Here is a 26,338-nt window from a genome sequence, read left to right on the forward strand (position 1 = left end):
ATGAAAGAAAAGAACCTTCTCGCGGAACTCGCCGCCTATCTGTTCTCCCATTCGGACAAGGAGACGGGCCGCACGCCGTCGGAGCGCGAACTGGCAGAGCATTTCAGCGTCAGCCGCGGCCAGATCCGCGAGGCGCTGGCCATTCTCGAGGCCATGCGCATCGTCGAGCGACGGGCGAAATCCGGGATCTACATCGATACGAAGCAGGCGAGCGTCGAGGCGATGGCGCTGTTCGCCCGCGCCGGCCTGCCGCTCGATCCCGTCCAGATCTACGAGACGGTCGAGTTGCGCAAGATCCACGAGATCAAGGCCGCCGAACTTGCCTGTTCACGCGCCACCGAGGAGAATTTCGAGCGGCTGCGCGAGATCCTGAAGGCCTCCGAGGATCGCATCGCCGCCGGTGAAGGGCTTCCCCGGGAAGACCGCGAGTTCCACCTCGAGATCGTGCGGGCGACCAAGAACAGCGTCTTCCACAATATCTGCAGCGTCTACTACATGATGGGTGAACTGCGCCTGCCGATCTATTTCAACGATCCCGAACGCAGCGTGCGCTCCCATGCCGAGCATATCCAGATCTACGAGGCGCTGCTGCGCCGCGATGGCAATCTCGCCCAGGCGCTGATGAGCGCCCACCTGCAAGGCGCGGAAAGCTACTGGAAGGGGCTGATCGAGGGGCGTGGGGCGGAACCGGAAAGCCCTGCGCTCGAAAAGGCCTGAAATGCCCAAGATCCTGTCAACACACAGACTGCACCCTCGTGCCGCTTCCATGCTGACCGGGGCCGGCGAACTCGTCGTTGCTTCCGCCCTCGATGCGGCCACGCTGGCCGCCGAGGCGAGGGACGCCGATGTCATCATCGTTCGCGCTCCCTTGCCTGCGGCGCTTTTCGAAGGCGCGAAGAAGCTCAGGGCCGCGATCCGCCACGGCGCCGGGCTGGACATGGTACCGATGGAAGCGGCCAATGCGGTCGGCGTGCTGGTGGCGAACGTGCCGGGGGTGAACGCGCGATCTGTCGCCGAATATGTGATGTTCGCGGCGCTGGCGCTGCTTAGGCGCTTCCGTGTGTCGGACCGCGACTTGCGTGCGAAGGGCTGGCTGGCGGGCCGCGAACACACGGTGGTGGCCAGCGAGCTAGCGGGCAAGACGATCGGCATTGTCGGCCTCGGCGCGATCGGTCAGGCGGTTGGCCACATCGCCGCCCATGGGTTCGATCTGAATGTGGTGGCGACGACGCGCAGCATGCGGCCGGCGCCGGACAGGGTCGGCTTCCTGTCGATCGATGCACTCATCGAGCAGAGCGACATCATCGTTCTGTGCTGCCCGCTGACGCCCGAAACACGGGGGCTGATCAGCCGCGAGCGCATTGAGCGGATGAAGCCGGATGCGCTGCTGATCAATGTTTCGCGCGGGCCGGTGATCGATGACAACGCGCTGATCGAGGCCTTGCAGAAGGGCCGCATCGGCGGCGCTGCGCTCGATGTTTTTGCTACACAACCGCTACCGCCCAACCATCCTTATTTCGGCTTCGACAACGTCATCGTCACCCCGCACATGGCTGGGATTACCGAGCAGTCGATGATGCGCATGGGCGTCGGCGCGGCTGGCGAAGCCTTGCTGGTGCTGGCCAACAGATTGCCGGTCAATCTGCGCAACCCCGAAGTGGTCGAGCACTACCGGCGGCGGTTCCCTGCCGATTTCTGAAAGCGCCCCAATTTTCCCGAATTCGCCGGCGATGGTGCCGGCATGGCAAGCGTCACAAAATTCCTGCTGACCGCCGGCTTCTGCGTGGCGACGGCGCAAGCCTTCGCCAACGGACAGGGTAGCTACGTGTTCTGCGACAACGGCATACGCTGCGTGGCGGCACCCTGTCCATCGAATAGCGCACTCGACCTCGCTGCTGGGAAGCTCATCAAAGGCGTTTCAATCGACATCGATCGCCTGCCGCAGCAAGACAAGGCGCTCGATCTTTCAGACAAGCTCTATGCCGGCAAGGTCGTTGTTGTCGGCTCGATCGAGAACCGCACCCGGACCTTCAACGGCAAGCGGTACACCCTGCCTTGGCTGGTCGCCACCAGCATCGAACGCGCCGCCAAGGACAGCGAACGCGGCCACTGCTCGTCGCGCTGACACGCGCTATCCGATCAATTTGCAAGCAGCCCCTCCACGCCCGCTGCGATGCGCAGCAGGTGGTGGTCATGGTCATTGCGCGCCACCAGCATCAGGCCGGCCGGACGCGTCATTCCCGGCATCGGAAGCGAGATGGCTGATAGATCGAACTGGTTGGCGACCTGCGTGTTGCGCAGCAGAAGGCCTTCCGTCCTGTTGCACAGAGCCTCGTCGCTGGTCATCGACACGATCGTCGGCGCCGTCACCGGTGTGGTCGGCAGGGCCAGCACGTCGACCGACGCCAGCCGGTCATCCATCGCGGCGGCCAGCGCCGTGCGGCGGCGCATTGCCCTGATATAGACCGTGGCCGGAATGGCGGCGGCGCGCGCCAATGGCCCGCTTACCCGCGGGTCGACCGGCCTCGTCGCTCCCGTCGCCAGCCAGTCGGCATGGATCTCCGCCCCTTCCATCGCCGCGATCGACGCGCGTTGGGTTGCCACGCGCAGATCGGCAAGCAGGTCGTCGATCGACAGCTCCACAAGCCGTGCGCCGCTAAGCTCTATCTTGCGCAGACACCGGTCGAACGTCGTCGCGACCTCTTCCTGCGTATCATCGAACAGCACGCCGCGCGCAATACCGATGCGCAGGCCGTCCAGCGGCAGCGGCAACAGTGCCGCCAGGTTTTCGCCCGACATCACTGCATCGGCCGCCGCACATTCGGCGACGGTGCGGGCCAGCGGACCGATCGAGTCCAGCGTGGCTGACAGCGGAAACGCACCCGCAAGCGGCACGCGCCGCGCAGTCGGCTTGAAACCGACGACGCCATTCAGCGATGCCGGAATGCGCACCGAACCACCGGTATCGGAACCGATGGAGATTTCGCTGGTGCCTTCGCCCACCGAAACGCCGGCGCCTGAGGAGGAGCCGCCCGGAATACGGCTGGCATCGCTAGCATTGCCGGGCGTGCCATAATGTGGATTGACGCCGATCGCAGTAAAGGCGAACTCGGTCATGTTGGTCTTGCCGAGGATGATTGCACCGGCCTGGCGCAACTGTTGCACGACAATGGCATCCCGCAGCGCCGGCGCTGCGTTGGCGAGCAGCAGAGAGCCCGCCGTGGTCGGCTCGCCGGCGACATCGAACAGATCCTTGATCGAGACGATCGCCCCATCGAGCGGCCCGAGCGTGACGCCGGCTTTTCGCCGCGCATCGGTGGCGTCCGCCGCCGCCCGTGCGGCTTCCGGGTAGAGCTTTACGAAAACCCTCTCATCGTCGACGCGAGCGGCAAGAGGCGAAAGAATTGCTTCGAGGTGATCGCGGGCTGATTGCATTTTTTGGTGTCGGACTCCGCGCGCTTGCAACGTCTTAACGTAGTAGCCAGAAACTGGCCGCAGGAGACATAGCCCGGCACGGTCGGATTTGCACGTGTCGAACCGAAGGAGGAAGGCCCGATGCTCTACCAAGGCAGCTGCCACTGCCGCAAGGTCGCGTTCGAGGTCGAAGGCGAGCTGACCGGAGCCGTTCGATGCAATTGCTCGATCTGCTCGCGCAAGGGTGCACTGCTATGGGCAGTTCCGCATGAGAGCATGCGGGTGCTTGCCTGGGGCGATGATCTCGGCCGCTACAGCTTCGGCAACCATGTCATCGCCCACCGCTTCTGCCGCAGCTGCGGCATTCACCCCTTCGCCGAGGGTATCGGCGAAGGGAGCGGGCGAAGTGCCTATATCAATATTAATTGCATCGAGGCGTTGGACGTCGCCGCCGTGCCGGTCTTCGACTTCGACGGCCGTTCCGTTTAGGCCTTGGGGTCGTCGATCGGCTTGGGGCCAAGGAAGAACGCCGCCAGTGCCGCAAGCAACGTCGCCGCCGCGCAATAGGCGAAGGCGGTGGCAACGCCGGTATTGTCGACCAGCAGGCCGCCGAAGACGGCGCCCAACGCGATGGCGACCTGGAACGTCATAACCATGAGCCCACCGGCGCTTTCCGCCTGATCGGGGGCGGCCCGCACCAGCCAGGTCTGCAGCCCGACTGGGACGGCGCCGAAGGCAAAGCCCCAGCTGGCCACTGCTATTGCAGCCACGACGGGTGAACCTCCGACCACCAGCAGCAGGAGCGCCGAAAACGCGATCAGCAGGGGCGCCAGGCTGACGGCTGCCTTGAGGTTGCGTTCGGCAATGAAGCCGCCGGCAAAATTGCCGAAGAAGCCACCAATGCCGTAGGCGAGCAGCACAAGCGAGATCGTCTCGATGTCCAGCGCGGGGACCTTCTCGAGAAACGGGCGGACATAGGTGAAGCCGGCAAAATGTCCCGAGGCGACCAGCAGCACCACCAGCAGTGCCACCCTGATCATCGGCCGCTTCATCACCTCCAGCAGCGTGCGAAAACCTGCCGTACCTGCAGGCGGCAGCTTCGGAATGGTAGCCACCTGCACCAGCAGCGCCAGCGCACCGACCACGGCGGCGATCATGAACGCCGTCCGCCAGCCCCAGATGTCGCCGACATAGGCGCCGACCGGAGCCGCGCAGACCGTCGCCACCGAAACGCCGGTGAGAATGATCGACATGGCGCGCGGCATCAGCCGCATCGGAACGAGCCGCATCGCCATGGCTGCCGACATCGACCAGAAGCCGCCAAGACTGATCCCGAGCATGATGCGGGCAATCAGAAGAACGGGAAGCGAGGACGCAAACGCGGCCACCAGATTTGACAGCACAAGCAGCACCGTCAGTGCCCACATGACCAGCCTGCGGTCCAGCCGCTTGGTGACAATAGCCATGGTCGGCGCCGCAATCGCGCCAATGACGGCGGTGGCCGTTACCGCCTGCCCGGCGGCGCCTTCGGTGATGCCGAGATCCTGCGCAAGCGGCGTCAGCAGGCTGGCAGGCAGAAATTCCGCGGTCACCAGGCCAAAGACTCCGAGCGCCAGGGAGACCACCGCCCCCCATGCGGGCTCGGATCGTTCGCCGGTTTCCGATGGGTCGAGAACGGCGTCCATGACGCCTGTCGCGGGTTCGGTCATGAGGGATCTCCGATCTGGTTGCAGCGCAGCATCTGGCTGCAGTGCAACATAAGGAGTGACCGTCTGGAGTTTCCATGCTAGAAACACCATTATGCTTGACCGTTCGTCCAAAATCCCCGTCACCGGTGATCCGCTGACAGACATATTGCGCGGATTGCGCCTCGAAGGCGTCGATTACGGCCGTTGCGAGATGAAGGAACCCTGGGGCATCCATTTTCCGGCTCAGGCGGCGGCACGGTTTCATTTCATCGGCCGCAAAGGCTGCTGGTTGCTGCAGCCGTCCGGTGAATGGGTCGAGCTCAAGGCGGGCGACGCTGCCTTGTTGCCGCGCGGCTCAGCCCACACACTGGCGAGCGAGCCGGGTATCGAGGCGGCGCCGATCCACGGCTATGAGGTCGAGGAAATCTGCAAGGGTGTCTATTGCATGTCGAATGACGGCATGCCCGGCTGCCGTCCGGGGACCTTGCTGTTTTTCGGCAGCATGTATTTCAATCTCGATGGCTTGCACCCCTTGCTCGGCATGATGCCGGACGTGATGCGCGCACATGAGTTGGAGGCCTATGAGCCAGGTATCCCGCATTTGCTGGAAGCGATGGCCCGCGAGGTGACGATGGAGCGCGTCGGCTCCGGCGGCATCCTGGCGCGGCTGGCCGATGTGCTCGCCGCGACCGTCATCCGCTCATGGGTCGAGCGCGGCTGCGGCGACTCTTCCGGTTGGATTGCGGCGGTCAGGGACCGCGAGATCGGCCGGGTGCTGGCCGCGATCCATCTTGAACCGAACCGCGACTGGACGGTGGAGGCTCTGGCGAAGATGATGGGTGCCTCGCGATCAGGTTTCGCCGAGCGCTTCGCAACCATTGTCGGCGAAACACCGGCAAAGTACGTCACGCAGGTGCGGATGCACCAGGCGAGGCAATGGCTGGTCCGCGACCGGCTCAAGATTTCCGTCGTCGCGGCGCGCCTCGGCTACGAATCCGACGCCTCCTTCAGCCGCGCCTTCAAACGGGTCATCGGATCGCCGCCCAGCCATTTCCGGGCCGAGGAACAGGCGGAGATCCGCCAGACCGGCTAAACGTTGGCCGGCTTATTGCTCGGTGATGCAGGCCGAGCCGGCGCTGCTCTTGCAATATTTGCCGGAGGCCCCGCACCTGCCATCCGAGACTTCCACGACGGTGCCGCTCAACAACAGCTTGCAGTCGCTGGTGGACAGATTGACCGTGCCGTTGAGGTCCTTGATCTTTTTGGCGTCGACCTTCGCGCCGGCGACAACTTTCTTGGCGGCCTGCGCCTCGCCCAGATGCGCCGCCGACAATCCCATACCGGCGACGAGCAGGATCGTCGCAAAACTGCGGAACAGATTTCCCATAGCCAACCCTCCATTTTGGGCCTCCAAATTGGGCTTGCAAAGCCCGTTTGGGACCAAAGGATCAGCCTATTCGACAAATCGGAGCATCCGCATCCCCCGTACGGGGGATGACGGGAAGACTCGAGCATTTCGCAGCCAAGTGGAATTACGTGGCGTCGCACAAATGCGGCTAAAACACATGGATAGAGCGGGATGCACGGTTCACTTTGAACGCATCCCGCTCTAGCGCAGTAAAGACGATTGTACTTAGCCGGCGTGACGCAGGCTTATTCCGCTGCCCTTGTCGAACAGCACCACCTTGTCCGGGTTCCAGGCAAAGCGCACCGGCTGCTCTATCTGGACGTCGGTCCTGGCAGGCACGGTGGCGCGCAGCATGGCGTCGCCGACCCGCAGCGTCAGGATCTTCTCGACGCCATGGTTCTCGACGTCATGGACCCGCGCCTCGACCGGCGCGCCGGTCTCGAGATAGACGTCCTCGGGACGAATACCGAAGACGAGCGGGCGACCGTCGATCGCCGCGCCCGTCTTGGCACCCCCCGAAGTCTTGGCACCCCCCGCAAACGGCAATTCGAAATTGAGCGGCGCCATCACCGCACGTCCGTTGACGAGCTTGCCGTCGATGAGATTCATCGGCGGCGAGCCGACGAAGCTTGCCACGTAGGTGTCGCGCGGATTGTTATAGATCTCGTACGGCGTGCCGGTCTGGACGATGCGGCCATGGTTGAGCACGCCGACCTTGTCACCCATCGACATCGCCTCGATCTGATCATGCGTCACGAACAGGAAGGTGGCGCCAAGCTGCATCTGCAGGTTCTTCAATTCGGTGCGCAGCGCCTCGCGCAATTTGGCGTCGAGCGCCGACAACGGCTCGTCCATCAGGAATACCCGCGGCTTGCGCACGATGGCGCGACCGATCGAGACGCGCTGCATCTCGCCGCCTGAAAGCCTGTCGGTCTTGCGGTCGAGCAGATGCTCGATCCTCAGCGTCCTGGCCGCGCGGTCGACACGATCCTTGATCTCGGCATCGGGCAGCCGGCGGATCTTCGGCTTCAGCGGAAATTCGAGGTTCTGGCGCACCGTATAGCGCGGGTACAGCGAATATTGCTGCAGCACCAGCGCCACGTCACGCTCGGCCGCGCCCCAGTCGGCGACATCGACGCCGTCGATGAAGACCTGGCCTTCGCTCGGTTTTTCCAGGCCGGCAATCATGCGCAGCGTCGTCGTCTTGCCGGCGCCGGTCTCGCCAAGCAGGACGAAGAACTCGCCATCGGCGATGTCGAGATCGAGCCCGGTCAAGGCGGTGTGATTGCCGAATTTCTTCGAGATGTTCTTGAGCTGGATGTGGGCCATCAGAGTCTCACTCCCAGCGATTTGCCGCTCGCCGTGTCGAAGAAATGCGCCTGGCTGGGATCGATTCTGACGAAGACCCTTTCGCCGGGGCCGCCGATGAAGCCGCTCTTGGTGCGCGCACGCAGCATCTTGGAGCCGACCTTGAGGTCGACGATGTCGAAGGACCCGAGCGGCTCGACGATCTGCGTCTCCACCGGCAAGAATCCCTCGGCGGCTTCGCGGCGGACGAGGACGCCTTCCGGCCGGATGCCGAGCGCGAGTTGGCTGCCGGCATGGCCGTTGAGCTTCGACAGCAAGGCGCGCGGGAATTCGAAACCGGCGGCCGCATCGCCGACCGTGACCGAGGCCGATGAGGCTTTCTCGGTCACCGAAGTGTCGGCGACGTTCATCACCGGGCTGCCTACAAATTGCGCGACGAAAAGATTCGCCGGATGCGAATAGACCTCGTCCGGCGAGCCGACCTGCTGCAGCACACCTTCATGCATGATGACGATGCGGTCGGCGAGGCTCATCGCCTCGATCTGGTCGTGGGTGACGTAGATGCTGGTCGAGCCCTGCTTGATGTGCAGCCGCTTGATCTCGGCCCGCATCTCCTCGCGCAGCTTGGCATCGAGCGCCCCGATCGGCTCGTCCATCAGCATCGCCTTCGGCCGCCGCACCAAGGCTCGGCCGATCGCCACGCGCTGCATGTCGCCGCCCGACAGCGCCGACGGTTTCTTGGCGAGGAGATCGCTGATCTGCAGCGTCTTGGCGACCGAGCGCACCTCGCTGTCGATCTCGGCCTTGCTCTTGCGCGTCGCCCTGAGCGGAAAGGCGATGTTCTCATAGACGCTCATATGCGGATAGAGCGAGAACGACTGGAAGACCATGGCGATATCGCGATCGGCGGCCTTGAGGTGCTGGACCGGCTTGCCGTCGATGAGGATGTCGCCGCCGTCGATCGTCTCCAGCCCGGCAATCGCCCTGAGCGTCGTCGTCTTCCCGCAGCCCGACTGGCCGAGCAGCACGATGAACTCGTTGTCGTCGATCTTCAGGTTGAGGTCTTTGATGACCTGGACGGCGCCGAAATATTTCTGGACGCCTCGAAGCTCGATCTGGGTCAATGCTGTGCCCCCGGATTTGCCCCTTGCCCGGTGCCGGCCTTCTCCTCCGGCGCGATCTTGGAGGTGATGTTGAAGCCGATCAGGCCGATCAGGATGATGGTCACGCCATAGCTGTGCAGCAGCATGTTCCACGGCTGGCAGAGCGCGATGATACCGAGCACCATCAGCACCTGGCTGCCCGGTTCGAGATATTTCTGGTTGATGTAGCGAAAGCTCATTTGCGGATCGCTCCAAACGACATGCCGCGCAACAGATGGTTGCGGAGCAGGAAGGTGAAGATCGCGACCGGCAGCAGGAACAGAAAGGTTCCGGCGGCAATCACCGTCCAGTCCGGCAGGCCGGAACCGATCTGGCTGGGGATGAAGGGCGGTGCTGTCTGGGCACGGCGGCTGGTCATGATCAGTGCGAAGGCATATTCGTTCCACGCCGTGATAAAGCAGAACACGGCGGTGGCGGCGATGCCGGTGGCGGCCTCGGGCAGCACGATCTTGAAGAAGGCCTCCATGCGCGTATAGCCGTCGACGAGGGCCGCCTCCTCATACTCCTTGGGGATCTCGTCCATGAAGCCCTTCATCAGCCACACCGAGAAGGACAGGTTGAAGGCGGTGTAAAGGATGATCAGGCCGATATGGGAATCGTTGAGGCCGACCGCCCGGTACATCAGGAACATCGGAATGGCGACGACCACCGGCGGCAGCATGCGTGTCGACAGGATGAAGAACAGTAGGTCCGCCTCGCCTTTTACCTTGAAGCGCGAGAACCCATAGGCGGTGAAGGTGCCCATGCCGACGGCCAGGACGGTCGAGGTTATGGCAACGATCAGTGAGTTCATGAAACGGCTCGGATAGCCCGACCACTGCACCTGGCCCTTGCCGTCGCGCACGATCTTTTCGCCCCCATTGAAGACGACGCGCTCCCACCACGGCGCAGCCGCGTACTCCTCCGGCGACGGCGGGCTGCGCAGTTGCGAACGCTTGGTGAACAACTTGACGAAGGGCGATATCTCCGGCTGGAAAACCACCGTCGGCGGAATGGTGGTGGCGAGGTTGCGCGGCTTGAACGCCGTCGAGGCGATCCAGTAGATCGGCGCCAGGAAGATGATCGTCACCAGCAGGACAGCGACGATGGCGACCCGGTTGAAGGTGATTTCGGAAGAAGTGCGGACTGCGGCCATCTCAGCGCTCCTTCACCTTGTTGAGGTATTTGACATAGATGTTGGTGATCGCCAGCACCATGATCAGCACGATGTAGGCGAGCGCGCAGGAACGCCCGGTCTGCCATTCCTGGAACGCCATCTTGTAGAGCCGGATCGAGATCAGCTCGGCCGTCGGCTGGCTGGTCAGGATGTAGGCGAGGTCGAAGGTCTTGAACGCCTCCATGGTGCGGAAGATGACCGCGATCATCAGGATCGGCGCAACCAGCGGCAGCGTTATGCGGAAGAAGGTGTAGAACGGCCCGGCCCTGTCGATCGCGGCTGCCTCGTAGAGATGCTTGGGCACGGCCGACAGGCCGGCCAGCGACAACAGCATGACGAAGGGCGACCACATCCAGATGTCGGTCAGCGCGACCGCATAGAGCGCCATTTTCGGATCCGACAGCCATTCGAAGGTGCCGAGGCCCAGCGCATAATTGATGATGCCGAAGGACGGATCGTAGAGCAGCTTCCAGAACAGGCCGACGACGGCCATCGACAGCATCATCGGCAACAACAGGAGCGTCGTCAGCAGGCCCTTGAGCGGAATGTCGCGATTGAGCAGCATGGCCACGCCGAAGCCGACGAGCAGCTGGCCGGCGACCGAGATGATGACGTATTTTGCGGTGATGGCGAAGTTGGACCAGACATAGGGATCGCTGAGCAGGTCGCGGTAGTTTTGCAGCCCGACGAAATTCGCCGCCGCGCTGGTCGAGGCGCGGAAATCGGTGAACGAATAGCCCAGCGAATAGATCAGCGGGAAGATGTTGAAGACGATCAGAAACAGGATCGTCGGGATGATGAAGAGATTGCGGATCGAAATGTCGCTTAGACCGCGAGCGGCGGCCCGCGAGGACCTGTCCAGCGTGGTGATCATCGTGGTCGCCAAGACTCTGCTCCCGGTTCAAAAATCAGAAAAAGAAACGGAGGAGGCACGAACGCCCCCTCCGTGAAACTTCATACTTATTGGCCGCGGCCGTATTTCTTGAAGGTCGCGTTCCAGTCGGCTGCCAGTGCGTCCAGCGTCTCCTTGGCGGTGCCTTCGCCGCCGATCATGTAAGGATAGATGCGCTGGTTAAGCTGCTGCAGCAGTTCCGCGTATTCCGGAACCGCCCAGAAGTCCTTGACCTTGAACATGGTCTCGTAGAACGCCTTGTTGTAGGGCGTGGCGTTCTGGAATTCGGGCGACTTGAGCACGGCGGCACTGCAGGTGTAGCCGCCAAGCGCTGCCCATTTCTTCTGGGTCTCGTCCTTGATGAACCATTCCAGGAACTTCGTCGCCTCTTCCTGCTTCTGCGAGTAGGAAACGATGGAGATGCCCTGACCGCCGAGTGCGGCGAACTGGTCGCCGCCAGGTCCGGCTGGATTGGCGAAGAAGCCGGTGTTCTTGGCGTTCGGGTTCGACGCCTCGTTGATCAACGAGGGGAAGAACGCGAAGTAGTTCATGCTCATCGCGGCCAGGTTTTCAGTGATCGCCTGGTTGTCCTCGACGAAGAACGACTTGGCCCAGCCCGGAGGCGTGAACTTGTAGAGTTCCTTGTAGGCGTCGAGCGCCGCGATCGCCTTGTCGGAGTTGATGAAGCCATCGACCTTGTAGGTCTTATAGTCACCCAGCTCGCCGCCGAAGGAGAACAGCGCGTTTTCGAAGCCCATCGCCATCGCGTCATAGGAATTGTCGGTGTAGATGGCGATGCCGTATTTTTTCTGGTCCGGCCGGTAGAAGAATTCGGCGATGTCGCGTAGCGCCTTGAAATCCTTCGGCACGTCGAGATCGTAGCCATACTTGGCCTTGAAGGCTTCCTTTTCCTTGGGGTCTTCGAACCAGTCCTTGCGATAGGACCAGCCGACGGCGTCGCCTTCGAGCGGAATGGCCCAGTACTTGCTGCTGCCGCCCGGATATTCGGCATAGTATTTCACCGTGGCCGGTGCCATCACTTCACCGACCTTGTGCTTGTTGAAGAAGTCGGTCAGGTCGACATAGTGGCCACCGGTCGAGCCGGCACCGAGCCATTGCGAGTCGCCGACGACCATATCGTAGGCGTCGCCATGGGCGTTGAACTCGGTGAAGGCCTTGGTCTGGAAGTCGGGCCACGGTGTGGTTTCCACCGTGATCTTGACGCCGGTTTCCTTCTCGTATTCGTTGCCGAGTTCCTGCAGGTAATTGGCCGGATCCCATTCCGCCCAGAAGATTGTAAGTTCCTTTTCCTGCGCGTAGACGGACGTTCCGCAGGCGAGCACTAGGCCGATACCAGCAAGCAAGCTGGTCATTGTCTTGCGCATAATGATTTCCTCCCTTGTGCGCATTCTACCGCGTCATGCGAGCCGGCGGCGAGGCCGGCCCTGGTAGTCCTCCCGTGACGGCACCGTTCCGGTTTTGAGCCTCCTCGTTCGACCGAAACGGATCTTAGCCTTCACCCTTTGATCCGCTTTATTTGTCCTGATCTGGTATTACCAATTTCAGACAAACGTCAAGCTCTTTCTTGAACGGTGGCGGACACGCAGACAAGTTGGTTTCTGCGATATCTGTCTGTTTTCCCTGAATTTTCCTACTCCTCGATACATAAGTGCCTTGCTTAGGCCGCTGCATCGCTAGTAGCACAAATGGTCAGGCTGAAAATCTGGTCGAACCAGATTGGCCTCATCTAACGGCCCTCGTCGGCGCGATCCCGTCACCTTCAGCCATCGATTCCGTCACCGCCGCACGCACCAGTGCGCCGGCCGCCCATTGCGCAACCGACATCGTACTGCGGCTATCCAAGCCCCATATATCCTTTAAAACGATCAGCACCTCAACACCGAAGATCAATGACAGCGCCTGCGCGAGCCGCTTGAATTCGCGCGGCGGCAACCGGCCTTTGAGTGGCGCGATCGCATCTTTCAAAAGATCGACGCGATGGCCGCGCGTGAAGGCAGGTTCGCCGTCAAGCGTGCCTGCCTGTCGCTGCGCCCACTGGTCGAGCGACAGTTTCAGCGCCGCCTTGAACGTCGCTTCGAAGACCTCGATGCGCGGCATGGCGGTCTCGAACAGCTCGGCGACCCGGCGCTCGGGATCGGCAGAGCTCGATTTCCACGTAAGGATCGGCCCAAGCCCCTCATCGACCACCGCCTGCACCAACGCCGCCTGGCTCGGAAAATACCGATAGGCGGTGGCGCGCGAGACCTCCGCTGCCTCCGCCACCTCGCTGACGGAGGGCGTGGCGCCCGCCTGCATCAGCTTTGTCGCCGTCTCAAGCATGAGACGCCTGGTGCGCGCGCGGGCCCCGCGCTCTACTTGGGGGTTCGGCCCTTGGCTGGCATCGTCGTCCATTGCCGCTTGTTGACGTGAGACATTCATGTCAATACGATACGCGTGTCTCAAAAAATTGCAATGGCCCTTCGCGCCGTCGAACGGCCGGGCAAAAAGGGGCGGCAGCGCCGAGCACGCCCAAGACCGGGGAAACGCGATGAAGCGCATCTATGTGGTGGGCACCGCCGACACCAAGGGCGAGGAACTCGCATTTCTGGCCGATGCGGTCGCGGCTACCGGCGCTTCGATTGCCCGTGTCGACATCGGAACACGCGGCGCGACCGTGCCGGTCGATGTTTCGGCAGACGAGGTCGCCAGCCACCATTCCGAGGGTCGCAATGCCGTGCTCGGCGTCGACGATCGCGGCACCGCGGTGGCGGCGATGGCTGCCGCCTTTGCCCGGTTTGTCCAGTCGCGCAGCGATATTGCCGGGATTATCGGCATTGGCGGCGGTGGCGGCACCTCGATCATCACCGCAGGCATGCGCACGCTGCCGTTCGGTCTGCCCAAGATCATGGTTTCGACGTTGGCCTCGGGTGACACCGCGCCTTACGTCGACGTCTCCGACATCGTCATGATGCCGTCGGTGACCGACATGGCCGGCCTCAACCGGCTTTCGCGCGTTGTGCTGCACAATGCCGCCCAGGCGATATCAGGCATGGCGACAAAGCCGGCGCCGCCGCCCGAGGGCAAACCGTCGCTCGGCCTCACCATGTTCGGCGTCACCACGCCATGCGTGACCGCGATCGCCGATGAGCTTCGTTCGACCTATGACTGCATGGTCTTTCATGCCACCGGCACCGGCGGCCGCACCATGGAAAAATTGGCCGACAGCGGCCTGTTGTCAGGCGTCATCGACATCACAACGACCGAAGTCTGCGACTTGGTGCTTGGCGGCGTGCTGCCGGCGACCGAAGATCGCTTTGGCGCCATCGCCCGCACCGGGCTGCCTTATGTCGGCTCGGTCGGCGCGCTCGACATGGTCAATTTCTGGGCGCCGCCGACAATTCCGGAACGCTATCGCGGCCGGCTGTTCTATGAGCACAATCCAAACGTCACACTGATGCGCACCACTGCCGACGAAAGCAGAACGATCGGCGAATGGATCGGCACAAGGCTGAGCCTCTGCCAGGGTCCGGTTCGTTTCCTCATTCCGGAGAAAGGCGTGTCGGCGCTCGACATTGAAGGCGGCGCCTTCTTCGACCCTGAAGCCGATGCCGCTTTGTTCGACGCGATCGAGCGTACCATCAAACCCGCCAAAACGCGGCGCGTGCTGCGCCTGCCGCTTCATATCAACGACCCCGAATTCGCCTGGGCTGCCACAACGGCCTTCCTCGACATCGCCAGACAGTGAGACACCAAGACATGGCCGCCATACCGCGCAAGAAAATCCTGGAGAAATTCCGCAAGATGATCGCGGACGGCGTGCCGATCGTCGGCGGCGGTGCCGGCACCGGCCTGTCGGCCAAGGCAGAGGAAGCCGGCGGCATCGACCTGATCATCATCTACAATTCCGGCCGCTACCGCATGGCCGGGCGCGGCTCGGCCGCCGGCCTGCTCGCCTATGGCAACGCCAACGAGATCGTCAAGGAAATGGCCTACGAAGTGCTGCCGGTAGTGAAGAAGACGCCGGTGCTGGCCGGCGTCAACGGCACCGATCCCTTCGTCATCATGCCGCTGCTTTTGGCCGAGTTGAAGACGATGGGCTTTTCCGGTGTGCAGAACTTTCCGACCATCGGCCTGTTCGACGGCCAGATGCGGCAGAGTTTTGAAGAAACCGGCATGGGCTTCGGGCTCGAGGTCGACATGATCGCCGAGGCTCACAAACTCGACCTGTTGACCACGCCCTATGTCTTCAACCCAGACGAGGCGCGCGCCATGACAACAGCTGGCGCCGACATCGTCGTCGCCCATATGGGGGTGACCACCGGCGGCTCGATTGGCGCGACATCGGCTAAATCGCTGGACGACTGTGTGAGCGAGATCGACGCCATCGCCAAAGCGGCACGCTCAGTGCGCGAGGATATGATCCTGCTTTGCCATGGCGGGCCGATCTCGATGCCGGACGACGCCAGATATATTCTCGAGCGCTGCAAGGGCCTGCACGGGTTCTATGGCGCCAGTTCGATGGAGCGGCTGCCGGCGGAAGCCTCGATCGCCAGGCAGACGGCGGATTTCAAGGCCGTCACGTTCGGCGCTGCGTAGAGACCAGCAAAAAGAAGGGTGGGACGATGACCGACAACAGCAAGGTATTCGTATATCCAAAAGACGTTAGCGCCTTCGGCTTCGACTGGGGCAGGCTGTCGCTGACGGTCGCTCCCGAAGTGAACGGCGCAAAGCGATTTTCCGGTGGTGTCGTCGACCTACCGTCAGGCAAAGGCCATACGCGTCATAACCATCCGGGTGCGGAGGAGATCATCTTTGTCATCTCAGGCAATGGCGAGCAGATGGTCGAAGACGAGAAAGGCAACCCGGTCGTCGAGAAAGTCGGCCCCGGCTGTACCATCTATGTGCCGGAAAGCCGCTTCCACTCGACGCTCAATACCGGCGACGGGCCGATGCAGCTTTTCGTCGTCTATTCGCCGGCCGGGCCGGAACTGGCGTTGCGGGAGTTGCCGGATTTCACCCTGCTGCCGCCAGGCGGGAATTGAGATAGAAGGCGCCTAAGCCCCGCCCCCGTTCCAGCCCCGGCCCCGATCGCCGAACATGACGTAACCGGCATCGGTCACCGCCACCGTGTCCTCCAGCTTGATGAAGCCGCGCGTCGGGTGGAGCATGGTCGTCTCGACCGAAAGCACCATATTCTTCTCCAGCGGCTTTGCGGCATAGGTGCCTTCATAGGTCACCGGATGGTTGGTCATCAGGAACGGCGCTTCATGCGTGATCAGCCCCATGCCATGCGCGAAGAAATCAGTATAGGCCGCAACCTTGGATTTCTTCAGAACGCCTTCGGCATGACAAATCATGTCACCGCCCAGCGTGCCCGCCTTGACCTTGGAGAAGGCCGCCTGCTGCACTGTCTCGATCTCGGCCAGCAGATCCTCGAGTTCGGCGTCAGGGTCGCCCAGCACGCCCATGCGGCAAAGATCGCCGATGTAGCCGTGGTAGTTGCCGCCGGAATCGATCGACATCACCTCGCCCTTCCTCCACGCCTGCGGCGAGGCGGCGCGGTTGTGGCTGGAGCCTAGCGTCAACAGGCAATATTCGAAATGCGCGCCGCGATTGGTCTCCTCGCGCCTGAGCTGTTCGATGATCTCGCTCTTGGTCGTGCCTTCGCGTGCCCAGCCGATGGTCGCCAGCATGGAATCGGTGATCAGCTCCGAAGCGATGCGCAGCTTTTCCAGCTCCGCCTCGGTTTTGATTGCCCGCATGCGCTCCAGCATATCAGTCGCATCGATCAGCTTGGCATCCGGCAGCGCGTTGCGGATCAGCATATAGGCGTCGGACGGCAGGAAGGCGAGCTCGATGCCGATGCGGGCATTGCCCTTGCCGATCTTTCGCAAATGCTCGACCGCCAGATTGGCGGCATCGAGCGTACCCCAGGAGGCGGCATGCAGTGTCGGCGTCCAGAACGGATGATTCTGGTGCTCGCCGCCTTCCATGCGGTTGCCGATATAGGCGGCATGCTCCGGCCCACCTTTCTCATAGACGACGACAGGCAGATAACGGCTGTGGCCGATTGCATCCATGGCGGCGAAGAAGATGAACTTGTAGCCGCCAAGCAGATATTGCGTGTTGTGCTTGGAGGTGGCGAGCAGCACGTCGATGCCGGCCTCCTCCATCAGCCCGTCCACCCTGGCCTGGTCGAACGGCACGCTGCCGACGGCATTCTTGCCTGGGGCAATGTTCATGTCTCTCTCCCTGAAATCCCTTAGCCGGCCGCTCGCCGGCACCGGCTTTTCCGGCTCTGAACCTCGGCTATGCTTAAATCTGCATCATTTTGCCCGATCTGGTCCAGCCAGAACGGGCGAACCAGCCCCAAAAGCTGCTCCACCTGCTGCACTTTACTCCAGTCTGGTCCTGCTAGAACCGCGCGTCGAACCGTTTTCTGTACAACTGGTCCAGCGGACGGAAATTTCAAAGCCACGTAGAGATGCGCCAATTCCGTCTTTGGCGAAACCCCGCACAAGGCCCATAATCAGCTTTGCAGGATGCTTACGAGCGTCCGAGGGGTACGGCGGACCCGGCCGGGTCCGCGGAGAGGACGGAGTTCGATCATGCCAGAGTTCACCATTTCCAGACGTACAATGCTGGCCGGTTCGGCATTGCTGTTGGCCTCCACCGCCATGCCGACGATCGGCTCGGCGCAGACGTCGAGAAAGGGCGGACGACTGGTTGTCGCCGCCGATTCCGAGCCGCGCAATCTCAATCCGGCGATTGTCGCCTCGAACGGCGTCTTCTTCATTTCGAGCAAGATCGTGGAAACCTTGGCCGAGGCCTCCTTCGGCGGCAAGGACGGGCTCGATCCGCGCCTGGCGCTCAGCTGGGAAGGTGCCGCCGACGGCCTGTCGGTGACGTTCAAACTGCGCGAGGGCGTCAAATGGCATGATGGGAAGCCATTCACCTCAGCCGATGTCGCCTTCTCGGCGCTGCAGGTCTGGAAGCCGCTGCAGAATCTCGGCCGCACCGTGTTCAAGGATCTGGACGCGGTCGACACGCCGGACGAAGCCACCGCCGTGTTCAAATTCGCCAAGCCGACACCGTTCCAGCTGATCCGCAACGCCTTGCCGGCGCTGAGCAGCGTGGTGCCCAAGCACATCTACGAGACCGGAAAGATCGAGGACAATCCGGCCAACAACGCCCCGGTCGGCACCGGACCGTTCAAATTTGCCGAACACAAGCCCGGCGAATATTACCGGCTGGAGAAGAACACCGACTATTGGGGCAAGGACGAGCCCTATCTCGACGAGATCATCTATCAGGTGCTGCCGGACCGCGCGTCGGCTGCCAGCGCCCTGGAAGCCGAAGAGATCCAGCTCGCCGCCTTCTCCGCCGTGCCCCTGGCCGATCTCGACCGCATCTCCAAAGTGCCCGGTCTCAAGGTGATCACCAAGGGTTATGAAGGGCTGACCTACCAGCTCGTCGTCGAGATCAATCATCGCCGCAAGGAGCTGGCCGACCTGAAAGTACGCCAGGCGATCGCTCACGCCATCGACAAGGATTTCGTCGTCAAGACGGTATTCCTTGGCTATGCCGCCACCGCCACTGGCCCGGTGCCGAAAAACGACCCGCAATTCTATACCGCCGACGTGCCGACCTACGCCTTCGACGTTGCCAAGGCCAACGCCTTGCTTGACGAGGCCGGCTACAGCCGAGGCGATGACGGCAAGCGCTTTTCACTGAGGTTGCTGCCGGCGCCCTACTTCAACGAAACCAAGCAGTTCGGCGACTATCTGCGCCAGGCGCTCGCCGCCATCGGCATCGACGCCCAGCTGGTCAACAACGACTCTGCCGCGCATATCAAGGCTGTCTACACCGATCACGCCTTCGACCTTGCGGTCGGGCCGCCGGTGTTCCGCGGCGATCCGGCGATCTCGACCACCATCCTGGTGCAGAGCGGTACTCCCGACGGCGTGCCCTTCTCCAACCAGGGTGGCTACAAGAATGCCGATCTCGACGCCCTGATCGCCAAGGCATCGGAGACGCTCGACACCGCCGCCCGCACTGAACTCTACAAGGAGTTCCAGAGAAAAGTTGCCGCCGACCTGCCGCTGATCAACGTCGCCGAATGGAGTTTCATCAGCGTCGCCCGCGATACGGTCAACAACATCGCCAACAACCCGCGCTGGGCGGTATCGAACTGGGCGGACACTTGGCTGGAGGGGTAAGGAAGTCTCTCCAGACTTGCGCGCCGCTTGTCTGGGTGCTCAGCTTCAGCGATGAGAGCTTTTTCGCGCCCCCCTCTGTCCTGCCCTCTTTGCCACCACTTGGCATCTCCCCCACGAGCGGGGAGATCGGCTGTCATTGTCGCTTTTGCCAATCTCCAGCGTTGCAAGACGGCCGGCAACGCCGAAACTGCCAATCTCCCTCCTTGTGGGGGAGATGTCCGGCAGGACAGAGGGGGGCGCCGTAGAGCGCGGCACCGAAGACTTGGCTCTCCTATCGGCGTTGCGCCATGACCCGCGCCGTCATCCTCCTTCGCCGCCGTCTCGTCGGCAGCATCTTCGTGCTGCTGATTGTCGTCATCGGCACGTTCCTGTTGCTCGAAGCCGCTCCCGGCGACGCGGTCGATGCCTACATCGTCTCGACCGGCGGCGACGCCGGCATGATCGAGTTGTTGCGTCACCGCTGGGGTCTCGACCAGTCGGAGCTGACACGGCTCGCCAATTATCTTTGGGCGCTGCTGCATCTCGATCTCGGCCAATCGGTCAGCTTTTCGCGGCCGATCCGCGATGTCATCCTCGGGCGCCTGCCCAACACGCTGCTGTTGATGGGCAGCGCCACCGCGCTCTCCTTCGGCCTCGGCTCGGCGCTCGGCATCTATGCCGGCGCCAGACCCGGCAGCTTCCGCGATCGCTTCCTCTCCATCGGTTCGCTGGCGCTCTATGCCGTGCCGGGCTTCTGGCTCGGGCTTGTGCTGATCATTGTCTTCGCCGTCGACCTGCGCTGGTTTCCGATCGGCGGCATCGAGAGTATCGCCTCGGACAAGACCGGCCTCGATCGTGCCGCCGATATCGCCCGCCATCTCGTCCTGCCGGTTTCGGCGCTCGGCTTCATTTATCTGGCGCTCTATCTGCGCATGATGCGCGCCGGCATGGCCGAGGTGTGGCGACAGGACTTTGTGCTGGCCGCCCGTGCCAGGGGACTTTCCCGCCGTCGCATCGTGCTCGCCCACGTCGCCCGCAACGCGCTGTTGCCGCTGGTCACCATGTTCGGCCTGCAGTCCGCGCAGATGCTGGGCGGCAGCGTCGTCATCGAAAGCGTCTTTTCCGTGCCAGGCCTTGGCCGACTGGCGCAGGAAGCGGTGGCCGCGCGGGATACCCCACTACTGCTCGGCATTATTCTCACCAGCGCTGTCCTGGTCGTCATCATCAACCTTCTCGTCGACATCGCCTACGCCTTCCTCGATCCGCGCGTCGGCGCCAGTGAGGCCGGCGCGTGAGCCCGCTTCGCCGCTTTCTCCGGACCCCGGAAGCGATCGCCGGCGCGGTCATCCTGGCGGCGCTGTTTGGCGTGGCGCTTGCCGCACCTTTGTTCTTTCCCGGCGATCCGCAGGCCATTGCCGGGCCGGCGTTGCTGCCGCCGTTCCAGGACTGGTCGTTGCCACTCGGCACCGACCGCCTCGGCCGCGACGTGCTAGCCGAGCTTCTCCACGGCGCCCGCACCTCGCTGGCGGTCGGGCTGGCAGCAGCAGCCGTCGCCCTTGCCGTCGGCGTCGTGATCGGCACGTTGGCCGGTTTTGCTGGCGGCGTTGTCGACGAGATGCTGATGCGCATCGCCGACGCGTTCCAGACCGTGCCAGCCTTTCTGCTGGCTTTGGCTTTCGTCAGCATCGTCGGGCCGTCGCTCGGCGTCGTCGTCGCGGCGATCGCGCTTGGCGCCTGGACCGGACCGGCACGCGTGGCGCGGGCCGAAGTGCTGTCGATCCGCGAGCGCGATTTTGTTGCCGGCGCCCGCGTCATCGGCATGCATCCGTTGGAGATCGCCTTTCGCGAGGTGCTCCCCAATGCGCTGCCGCCGGTAATGGCTTTGTCGTCGGTGATCGTCGCCGCGGCGATTCTCACCGAAGCGGCATTGTCCTTTCTCGGCCTCGGCGATCCCAACCGGGTTACCTGGGGCGGCATGATCGCCGAAGGCCGCGCCGTGCTGCGCACCGCGCCCTTCCTGTCGATCATTCCGGGCGTAGCGCTCGTGCTCACCGTGCTCGGCGTCTATCTCGCCGGCGAAGGCGTCGTCGAGACCACGGCGATGAGGAGGAGCCTGTCGTGACGGCGCTTGCTTCGATCCGCAATCTGACGGTGACCTATCGCCGCGACGGCGCCGAGGTAGCGGCGCTGAAGAATGTCGGCTTCGACATCACCGCCGGCGAGCGCTTTGCCATCATCGGTGAAAGCGGTTCGGGCAAGAGCACGCTGGCGCTGGCCATTGCCGGCCTGCTGCCGGCCACCGCCAGGATCGAAGGCCGCATCGATTGGCTCTTGCGCCCGCCACCAATGTTTGGTGCCAAGGCACCCCCCTCTGTCCTGCCGGACATCTCCCCCTCAAAGGGGGAGATCGGCAGTTCCGCAGCCGGTTCCTTTCCGCCAGCTTCGGTGATTGGCGAAGGCAGAGATGAAAGTGCAATCTCCCCCCTTGAGGGGGAGATGTCCGGCAGGACAGAAGGGGGCGCGACAGAGCGCCGACCATTCGTCATTGCGACAAGCCACACCCCCATCGGCGGCCGCGATATCGGCTTCGTTTTCCAGGACCCATCCGCCAGTCTCGACCCGGTGATGCCAATCGGCAAGCAGATCGCGGAAGTCGCGTGCACTCATCTCGGCCTCAGTTGGCGAGACGCCTATGCCAAGGCAAAAACCCTGCTCGAGCGCGTCCGCCTGCCCGATCCGGACGCTGCCCTCTGCGCCTTCCCGCACCAGCTCTCCGGCGGCCAGAAGCAGCGTGTGGCGATCGCCGCAGCGATTGCGGCCGGGCCGAAACTGCTGATCGCCGACGAGGCGACCAGCGCGCTGGATACGATCGTGCAGGCCGAGATCGTCGGGCTGATCCGGCGACTGGTGGCCGAGGACGGTATGACGCTGCTGTTCATCAGCCACGACATCGCGCTGGCCGCTGAGCTTGCAGAGCGCATCGCGGTGTTCCGGCATGGCGAGCTGCTCGAGCTCGGTTCGACAGTCCAAATCGTCAATGCGCCGCGTCACGCATACACTCGTAGGCTGCTCGACGCCAATCTCGGCCTCAACGCCGAGCCGCTGCTGCAGCGACCATGACCAGTCCTCTGCTGGCCGTTTCCGGCCTGACCAAACGATACAGTCGCGGCGGCAAGATCATCGCCGCGGTCGACGACGTTTCCTTCCACATCGACCCCGGCGAGACGCTGGCGCTGGCCGGACCTTCCGGCAGCGGCAAGTCGACGATAGCTCGTCTAGTGCTCCGGCTCATCGAAGTCGATACCGGCCGTATTGAATTTGAAGGCAGCGATTTCCTGTCGCTGAACGGCGCTGCCTTGCGCGGCCGGCGCGCCCGTCTTCAGATGGTGTTTCAGGATCCGCTCGCCGCCTTGAACCCACGCGCCACAGTCGCGCGTGTGCTCGACGACCCCTTGCGCATCCATCACATTGCCTCTGGCCCCGAGCGCCCGCGCCGTATTGCAGCTCTGCTGGAACGCGTCGGCCTCAGCCCCGGTCTCGCCGGTCGCGCCATTCACGAAATTTCCGGCGGCCAACGCCAGCGCGTTGCAATCGCCCGCGCCATCGCCACGAAACCGTCGCTGGTCGTGCTCGACGAGGCCGTGTCGGCGCTCGACGTTTCGGTTCGCGCGCAGATCCTGCAACTGCTGCTCGATCTTCAACGCGAGGAGCGTATCGCCTATCTGTTCATTTCGCACGATCTCGGCGTCGTCCGTGCAATCGCCCACCGCGTCGCCATTCTGGACGCCGGGCGGATTGCCGAGAGCGGCGATGCCCGCAGCGTCATCGACGCGCCGCAATCCGCGATCGGCAAGGCGCTGGTAGCGGCAGCGCCAAGACTGTCAAGGATCGAACAGGACGCATCATGACCGACGCCGAAGCCCGAGCCGAACAACTGTCGCGCGAACTCGATTCCGCCTTCCGCAACCGCGCCGATCTCTATCGTCTGTTGCTCGACGAGCTGACCGCGGAGGTTGGCGCGGAAACGGCTGAGGCGATCATGATCCGCACCATCGAACGGCGCGGCAAGGAGGTTGCGGCGGCGGCCTTCGCCGATTTCGGCCCAAACGACGCACCGGCGATCGGCGAGGCGTTCCTCGCCGTCAGCCCGGATGGCGGTCGCATGTATCCGACCGACGTCGAACGCAGTCCGGACCGCATCGCCTTCAAGGTCAGGCGCTGTCCGCTGAAGGACGCCTGGGTCGAGGCCGGCGTCGGCGACGAGAAGCTCGCCACGCTCTGCCGCATCGCCGGCACCTTCGACCGTGGCCTGTTCGAGGCCACCGGAGTGCGCTTCGACAACGTCACCTGGACGCCGGGCCACGGTTCCGGCTGCTGCCACATCGCCTTGACCAACCGGGATGCCGGCTAAAGCTGCATCCATGCAGCACATTTAGGTGCCGGCAGGACGTGGAACTCTGTTTTGGGGCGTGCTGCCAAACACCGAAGCTCGCGCGCCGGGACGGAAAAAAACCCGGCCCCGTAAGGCTGCCGGGGTTTTTGATGCTCGCATGCAAGGAATTTGGTTGCGGGGGCTGGACCTTCCTTGGTGTCTCGCTGTGCCTGATTCGTGCGAGGCCTGACGGGGATCGAACCAATCGGCCAGCAAAACGAAAACGGCCCGCACAAGGCGGGCCGTTTTCGAATTTGGTTGCGGGGACAGGATTTGAACCTGTGACCTTCAGGTTATGAGCCTGACGAGCTACCGGGCTGCTCCACCCCGCGTCAACCCTAGAAGTAAGCCTTGGCTCACTGGATTCAAGCTTCCGCCAAATGAAAGGGCCGCTTTCGCGGCCCGGAGTCCCGTTGGCGGGCCTGTTCGTAAGGAGAAGATTAAACAACGTGCGCTTGGCAGACCTGGCAGCGACCTACTCTCCCGCGTCTTGAGACGAAGTACCATCAGCGCTGGAGCGTTTCACGGCCGAGTTCGGAATGGGATCGGGTGCAGCCGCTCCGCCATAACCACCAGGTCGGCAAAACGCACGTTGCTCGAGAAGCTGTTTTCTGTGCCATCCATCTCCGCGCAATCCAAAGGATTGTCGCCAGAAATGGGCATTAGGAATGAGAACGATCAAGCCGATCGAACTATTAGTACCGGTAAGCTTCAAGCGTTGCCGCTCTTCCACACCCGGCCTATCAACGTGGTCGTCTTCCACGGTTCTCAGGGAATACTCGTTTTAAGGTGGGTTTCCCGCTTAGATGCCTTCAGCGGTTATCCCGTCCGGATATAGCTACCCTGCTATGCGGCTGGCGCCACAACAGGTCCACCAGAGATCCGTCCATCCCGGTCCTCTCGTACTAGGGACAGATCCTTTCAATATTCCTACACCCACGGCAGATAGGGACCGAACTGTCTCACGACGTTCTGAACCCAACTCACGTACCGCTTTAAATGGCGAACAGCCATACCCTTGGGACCTGCTCCAGCCCCAGGATGCGATGAGTCGACATCGAGGTGCCAAACAACCCCGTCGATATGGACTCTTGGGGGTCATCAGCCTGTTATCCCCGGCGTACCTTTTATCCGTTGAGCGATGGCCCTTCCACGCGGGACCACCGGATCACTATGACCGACTTTCGTCTCTGCTCGACTTGTCAGTCTCGCAGTCAGGCAGGCTTATGCCATTGCACTCAGCGAACGATTTCCGACCGTTCTGAGCCCACCATCGCGCGCCTCCGTTACTCTTTAGGAGGCGACCGCCCCAGTCAAACTACCCACCATACATTGTCCCGGACCCGGATAACGGGCCGCGGTTAGACATCCATAGTGATAAGGGTGGTATTTCAAGGGTGGCTCCACCTGAGCTGGCGCCCAGGTTTCAAAGCCTACCACCTATCCTACACATGCCACTACGAATGCCAATGTAAAGCTATAGTAAAGGTGCACGGGGTCTTTCCGTCTAACCGCAGGAACCCCGCATCTTCACGGGGAATTCAATTTCACTGAGTCTATGCTGGAGACAGCGGGGAAGTCGTTACGCCATTCGTGCAGGTCGGAACTTACCCGACAAGGAATTTCGCTACCTTAGGACCGTTATAGTTACGGCCGCCGTTTACTGGGGCTTCGATTCAGAGCTTGCACCCCTCCTCTTAACCTTCCAGCACCGGGCAGGCGTCAGACCCTATACGTCGTCTTGCGACTTCGCAGAGCCCTGTGTTTTTGATAAACAGTCGCTACCCCCTGGTCTGTGCCACCCTCCCATGCTTGCGCATGAAAGGGTCACGCTTCTTCCGAAGTTACGCGTGCAATTTGCCGAGTTCCTTCAGCATAGTTCTCTCAAGCGCCTTGGTATACTCTACCAGTCCACCAGTGTCGGTTTCGGGTACGGTCTATAAGGAGGAGCTATTTCCTGGAACCACGCAGCAGCCCTTTCAATCCGATAAGATTGGACTACCTCAATGATCCGTCACTTCCTCCAGGCCCACGAATATTAACGTGGTTCCCATCGTCTACGCATTTCTGCCTCGACTTAGGGGCCGGCTAACCCTGCTCAGATTAGCTTTAAGCAGGAACCCTTGGACTTTCGGCGGGGGAGTCTCTCACTCCCCTTACGTTACTCATGTCAGCATTCGCACTTCTGATACCTCCACCACCCCTCACGGGTATGGCTTCATCAGCTTACAGAACGCTCCGCTACCGCTTGCATTGCTGCAAACCCTAAGCTTCGGTGTATGGCTTTAGCCCCGTTACATTTTCGGCGCAAAGACCCTTATTTAGACCAGTGAGCTGTTACGCTTTCTTTAAATGATGGCTGCTTCTAAGCCAACATCCTGGTTGTTTTGGGATCCTCACATCCTTTCCCACTTAGCCATAACTTGGGGACCTTAGCTGTAGGTCAGGGTTGTTTCCCTTTTCACGACGGACGTTAGCACCCGCCGTGTGTCTGCCGACTATTACTCCCAGGTATTCGGAGTTTGGTTAGGTTTGGTAATCCGGTGAGGACCCCTAGCCCATCCAGTGCTCTACCCCCTGGGGTATTCGGTCGACGCTCTACCTAAATAGATTTCGCGGAGAACCAGCTATTTCCGAGTTTGATTGGCCTTTCACCCCTAGCCACAAGTCATCCCGAAC

Annotated in this window: 25 protein-coding genes, 1 tRNA gene and 2 rRNA genes (1 of these 28 running past the window's edge); 14 read left to right on the forward strand and 14 right to left on the reverse strand. The window is 62.3% G+C overall.

All coding sequences use genetic code 11. The annotated features are described in order from the left end of the window. The 3 genes from NKI58_RS00165 to NKI58_RS00175 are packed head-to-tail and all read left to right on the forward strand — an operon-like array spanning position 1 to position 2,125. The gene (locus tag NKI58_RS00165; protein ID WP_352783567.1) at positions 1–717 is read left to right on the forward strand and encodes a FadR/GntR family transcriptional regulator; all 717 of its coding nucleotides are present in this window, start codon (positions 1–3) and stop codon (positions 715–717) included. A 1-nt stretch (position 718) separates the two neighbouring features. Beyond that, entirely contained in the window at positions 719–1,699 is a 981-nt protein-coding gene (locus tag NKI58_RS00170) for a hydroxyacid dehydrogenase (protein WP_352783564.1), read from the forward strand. 42 nt (positions 1,700–1,741) lie between these two features. Further along, on the forward strand, positions 1,742–2,125 hold the full coding sequence (locus NKI58_RS00175) for a DUF6748 domain-containing protein (protein ID WP_023675186.1): 384 nt from the start codon (positions 1,742–1,744) through the stop codon (positions 2,123–2,125). A gap of 14 nt (positions 2,126–2,139) precedes the next feature. Here NKI58_RS00175 and NKI58_RS00180 read toward each other — a convergent pair whose 3' ends face one another. Next, positions 2,140–3,435: an amidase gene (locus NKI58_RS00180; protein ID WP_352853003.1), complete on the reverse strand. Its 1,296-nt coding sequence runs from the start codon at positions 3,433–3,435 to the stop codon at positions 2,140–2,142. A gap of 120 nt (positions 3,436–3,555) precedes the next feature. Here NKI58_RS00180 and NKI58_RS00185 point away from each other — a divergent pair, with 120 nt between their 5' ends. Further along, positions 3,556–3,903 (forward strand): GFA family protein, encoded by a 348-nt coding sequence (locus NKI58_RS00185; protein WP_352853004.1) that lies wholly within the window; start codon positions 3,556–3,558, stop codon positions 3,901–3,903. Here NKI58_RS00185 and NKI58_RS00190 read toward each other — a convergent pair. Further along, a complete protein-coding gene (locus NKI58_RS00190) occupies positions 3,900–5,123 on the reverse strand; it encodes an MFS transporter (protein ID WP_352853005.1) in 1,224 nt (407 codons plus the stop codon). The genes NKI58_RS00185 and NKI58_RS00190 overlap by 4 nt on opposite strands. Positions 5,124–5,214: 91 nt before the next feature. Between NKI58_RS00190 and NKI58_RS00195 the strand changes: the two genes are divergently transcribed. Further along, positions 5,215–6,195, forward strand: a complete 981-nt coding sequence (locus NKI58_RS00195; protein ID WP_352853006.1) for an AraC family transcriptional regulator — start codon at positions 5,215–5,217, stop codon at positions 6,193–6,195. A 12-nt stretch (positions 6,196–6,207) separates the two neighbouring features. On the opposite strand, the gene NKI58_RS00200 is transcribed toward NKI58_RS00195, so the two are convergent. From NKI58_RS00200 to NKI58_RS00235, 8 genes are all read right to left on the reverse strand, one after another. Next, positions 6,208–6,489, reverse strand: a complete 282-nt coding sequence (locus NKI58_RS00200) for a hypothetical protein (protein WP_352448400.1) — start codon at positions 6,487–6,489, stop codon at positions 6,208–6,210. 246 nt (positions 6,490–6,735) lie between these two features. Further along, complete coding sequence (locus NKI58_RS00205; RefSeq protein ID WP_352783555.1) at positions 6,736–7,839, reverse strand: ABC transporter ATP-binding protein; 1,104 nt, start codon at positions 7,837–7,839, stop codon at positions 6,736–6,738. After that, a complete protein-coding gene (locus tag NKI58_RS00210) occupies positions 7,839–8,942 on the reverse strand; it encodes an ABC transporter ATP-binding protein (protein ID WP_352456825.1) in 1,104 nt (367 codons plus the stop codon). The genes NKI58_RS00205 and NKI58_RS00210 overlap by 1 nt, the downstream gene beginning before the upstream one ends. Further along, entirely contained in the window at positions 8,939–9,160 is a 222-nt protein-coding gene (locus tag NKI58_RS00215) for a hypothetical protein (RefSeq protein ID WP_352853008.1), read from the reverse strand. Before NKI58_RS00215 ends, NKI58_RS00210 begins: the two co-directional genes overlap by 4 nt. After that, the gene (locus tag NKI58_RS00220) at positions 9,157–10,116 is read right to left on the reverse strand and encodes a carbohydrate ABC transporter permease (protein ID WP_352448403.1); all 960 of its coding nucleotides are present in this window, start codon (positions 10,114–10,116) and stop codon (positions 9,157–9,159) included. Before NKI58_RS00220 ends, NKI58_RS00215 begins: the two co-directional genes overlap by 4 nt. A 1-nt stretch (position 10,117) precedes the next feature. Beyond that, entirely contained in the window at positions 10,118–11,023 is a 906-nt protein-coding gene (locus tag NKI58_RS00225; protein ID WP_023722315.1) for a carbohydrate ABC transporter permease, read from the reverse strand. A gap of 74 nt (positions 11,024–11,097) precedes the next feature. Next, positions 11,098–12,414 (reverse strand): ABC transporter substrate-binding protein, encoded by a 1,317-nt coding sequence (locus tag NKI58_RS00230; RefSeq protein ID WP_352448404.1) that lies wholly within the window; start codon positions 12,412–12,414, stop codon positions 11,098–11,100. 358 nt (positions 12,415–12,772) lie between these two features. After that, positions 12,773–13,468: a TetR/AcrR family transcriptional regulator gene (locus NKI58_RS00235; RefSeq protein ID WP_502896892.1), complete on the reverse strand. Its 696-nt coding sequence runs from the start codon at positions 13,466–13,468 to the stop codon at positions 12,773–12,775. 109 nt (positions 13,469–13,577) lie between these two features. Here NKI58_RS00235 and NKI58_RS00240 point away from each other — a divergent pair, with 109 nt between their 5' ends. Genes NKI58_RS00240 through NKI58_RS00250 form a run of 3 tightly spaced genes read left to right on the forward strand, consistent with a single transcriptional unit; the run spans position 13,578 to position 16,071 of the window. Next, positions 13,578–14,774, forward strand: a complete 1,197-nt coding sequence (locus NKI58_RS00240) for a Tm-1-like ATP-binding domain-containing protein (protein ID WP_352853010.1) — start codon at positions 13,578–13,580, stop codon at positions 14,772–14,774. An 11-nt stretch (positions 14,775–14,785) separates the two neighbouring features. After that, positions 14,786–15,625, forward strand: a complete 840-nt coding sequence (locus NKI58_RS00245) for a phosphoenolpyruvate hydrolase family protein (protein WP_352456829.1) — start codon at positions 14,786–14,788, stop codon at positions 15,623–15,625. A gap of 26 nt (positions 15,626–15,651) precedes the next feature. Next, positions 15,652–16,071: a cupin domain-containing protein gene (locus NKI58_RS00250; RefSeq protein ID WP_352783550.1), complete on the forward strand. Its 420-nt coding sequence runs from the start codon at positions 15,652–15,654 to the stop codon at positions 16,069–16,071. Between the two features lie 12 nt (positions 16,072–16,083). On the opposite strand, the gene NKI58_RS00255 is transcribed toward NKI58_RS00250, so the two are convergent. Next, positions 16,084–17,271: a M24 family metallopeptidase gene (locus tag NKI58_RS00255; protein ID WP_352783549.1), complete on the reverse strand. Its 1,188-nt coding sequence runs from the start codon at positions 17,269–17,271 to the stop codon at positions 16,084–16,086. Between the two features lie 366 nt (positions 17,272–17,637). Here NKI58_RS00255 and NKI58_RS00260 point away from each other — a divergent pair, with 366 nt between their 5' ends. The 6 genes from NKI58_RS00260 (at position 17,638) to NKI58_RS00285 (ending at position 23,638) form a co-directional block, all read left to right on the forward strand. Continuing rightward, entirely contained in the window at positions 17,638–19,248 is a 1,611-nt protein-coding gene (locus NKI58_RS00260; RefSeq protein ID WP_352783539.1) for an ABC transporter substrate-binding protein, read from the forward strand. A gap of 287 nt (positions 19,249–19,535) precedes the next feature. Further along, positions 19,536–20,522: an ABC transporter permease gene (locus NKI58_RS00265; protein WP_352783534.1), complete on the forward strand. Its 987-nt coding sequence runs from the start codon at positions 19,536–19,538 to the stop codon at positions 20,520–20,522. Then, a complete protein-coding gene (locus tag NKI58_RS00270; protein ID WP_352783530.1) occupies positions 20,519–21,349 on the forward strand; it encodes an ABC transporter permease in 831 nt (276 codons plus the stop codon). The genes NKI58_RS00265 and NKI58_RS00270 overlap by 4 nt, the downstream gene beginning before the upstream one ends. Beyond that, positions 21,346–22,347 carry an ABC transporter ATP-binding protein gene (locus NKI58_RS00275; RefSeq protein ID WP_352783527.1) on the forward strand — a complete coding sequence of 334 codons (1,002 nt, stop codon included), beginning with the start codon at positions 21,346–21,348 and terminating at the stop codon, positions 22,345–22,347. Before NKI58_RS00270 ends, NKI58_RS00275 begins: the two co-directional genes overlap by 4 nt. Continuing rightward, entirely contained in the window at positions 22,344–23,135 is a 792-nt protein-coding gene (locus tag NKI58_RS00280; protein ID WP_352783524.1) for an ATP-binding cassette domain-containing protein, read from the forward strand. The genes NKI58_RS00275 and NKI58_RS00280 overlap by 4 nt, the downstream gene beginning before the upstream one ends. Next, complete coding sequence (locus tag NKI58_RS00285; protein ID WP_352853013.1) at positions 23,132–23,638, forward strand: L-2-amino-thiazoline-4-carboxylic acid hydrolase; 507 nt, start codon at positions 23,132–23,134, stop codon at positions 23,636–23,638. Before NKI58_RS00280 ends, NKI58_RS00285 begins: the two co-directional genes overlap by 4 nt. A 276-nt stretch (positions 23,639–23,914) precedes the next feature. Here NKI58_RS00285 and NKI58_RS00290 read toward each other — a convergent pair. The 3 genes from NKI58_RS00290 to NKI58_RS00300 all read right to left on the reverse strand — a co-directional run. Then, positions 23,915–23,991 (reverse strand) — tRNA-Met (locus tag NKI58_RS00290). A gap of 130 nt (positions 23,992–24,121) precedes the next feature. Continuing rightward, positions 24,122–24,236, reverse strand: a 5S ribosomal RNA gene (rrf, locus tag NKI58_RS00295). Between the two features lie 97 nt (positions 24,237–24,333). Beyond that, positions 24,334–26,338, reverse strand: a 23S ribosomal RNA gene (locus NKI58_RS00300); it runs 794 nt beyond the window's last position.

The sequence above is a fragment of the Mesorhizobium sp. M0522 genome, assembly GCF_040321085.1.
GTDB lineage: Bacteria > Pseudomonadota > Alphaproteobacteria > Rhizobiales > Rhizobiaceae > Mesorhizobium.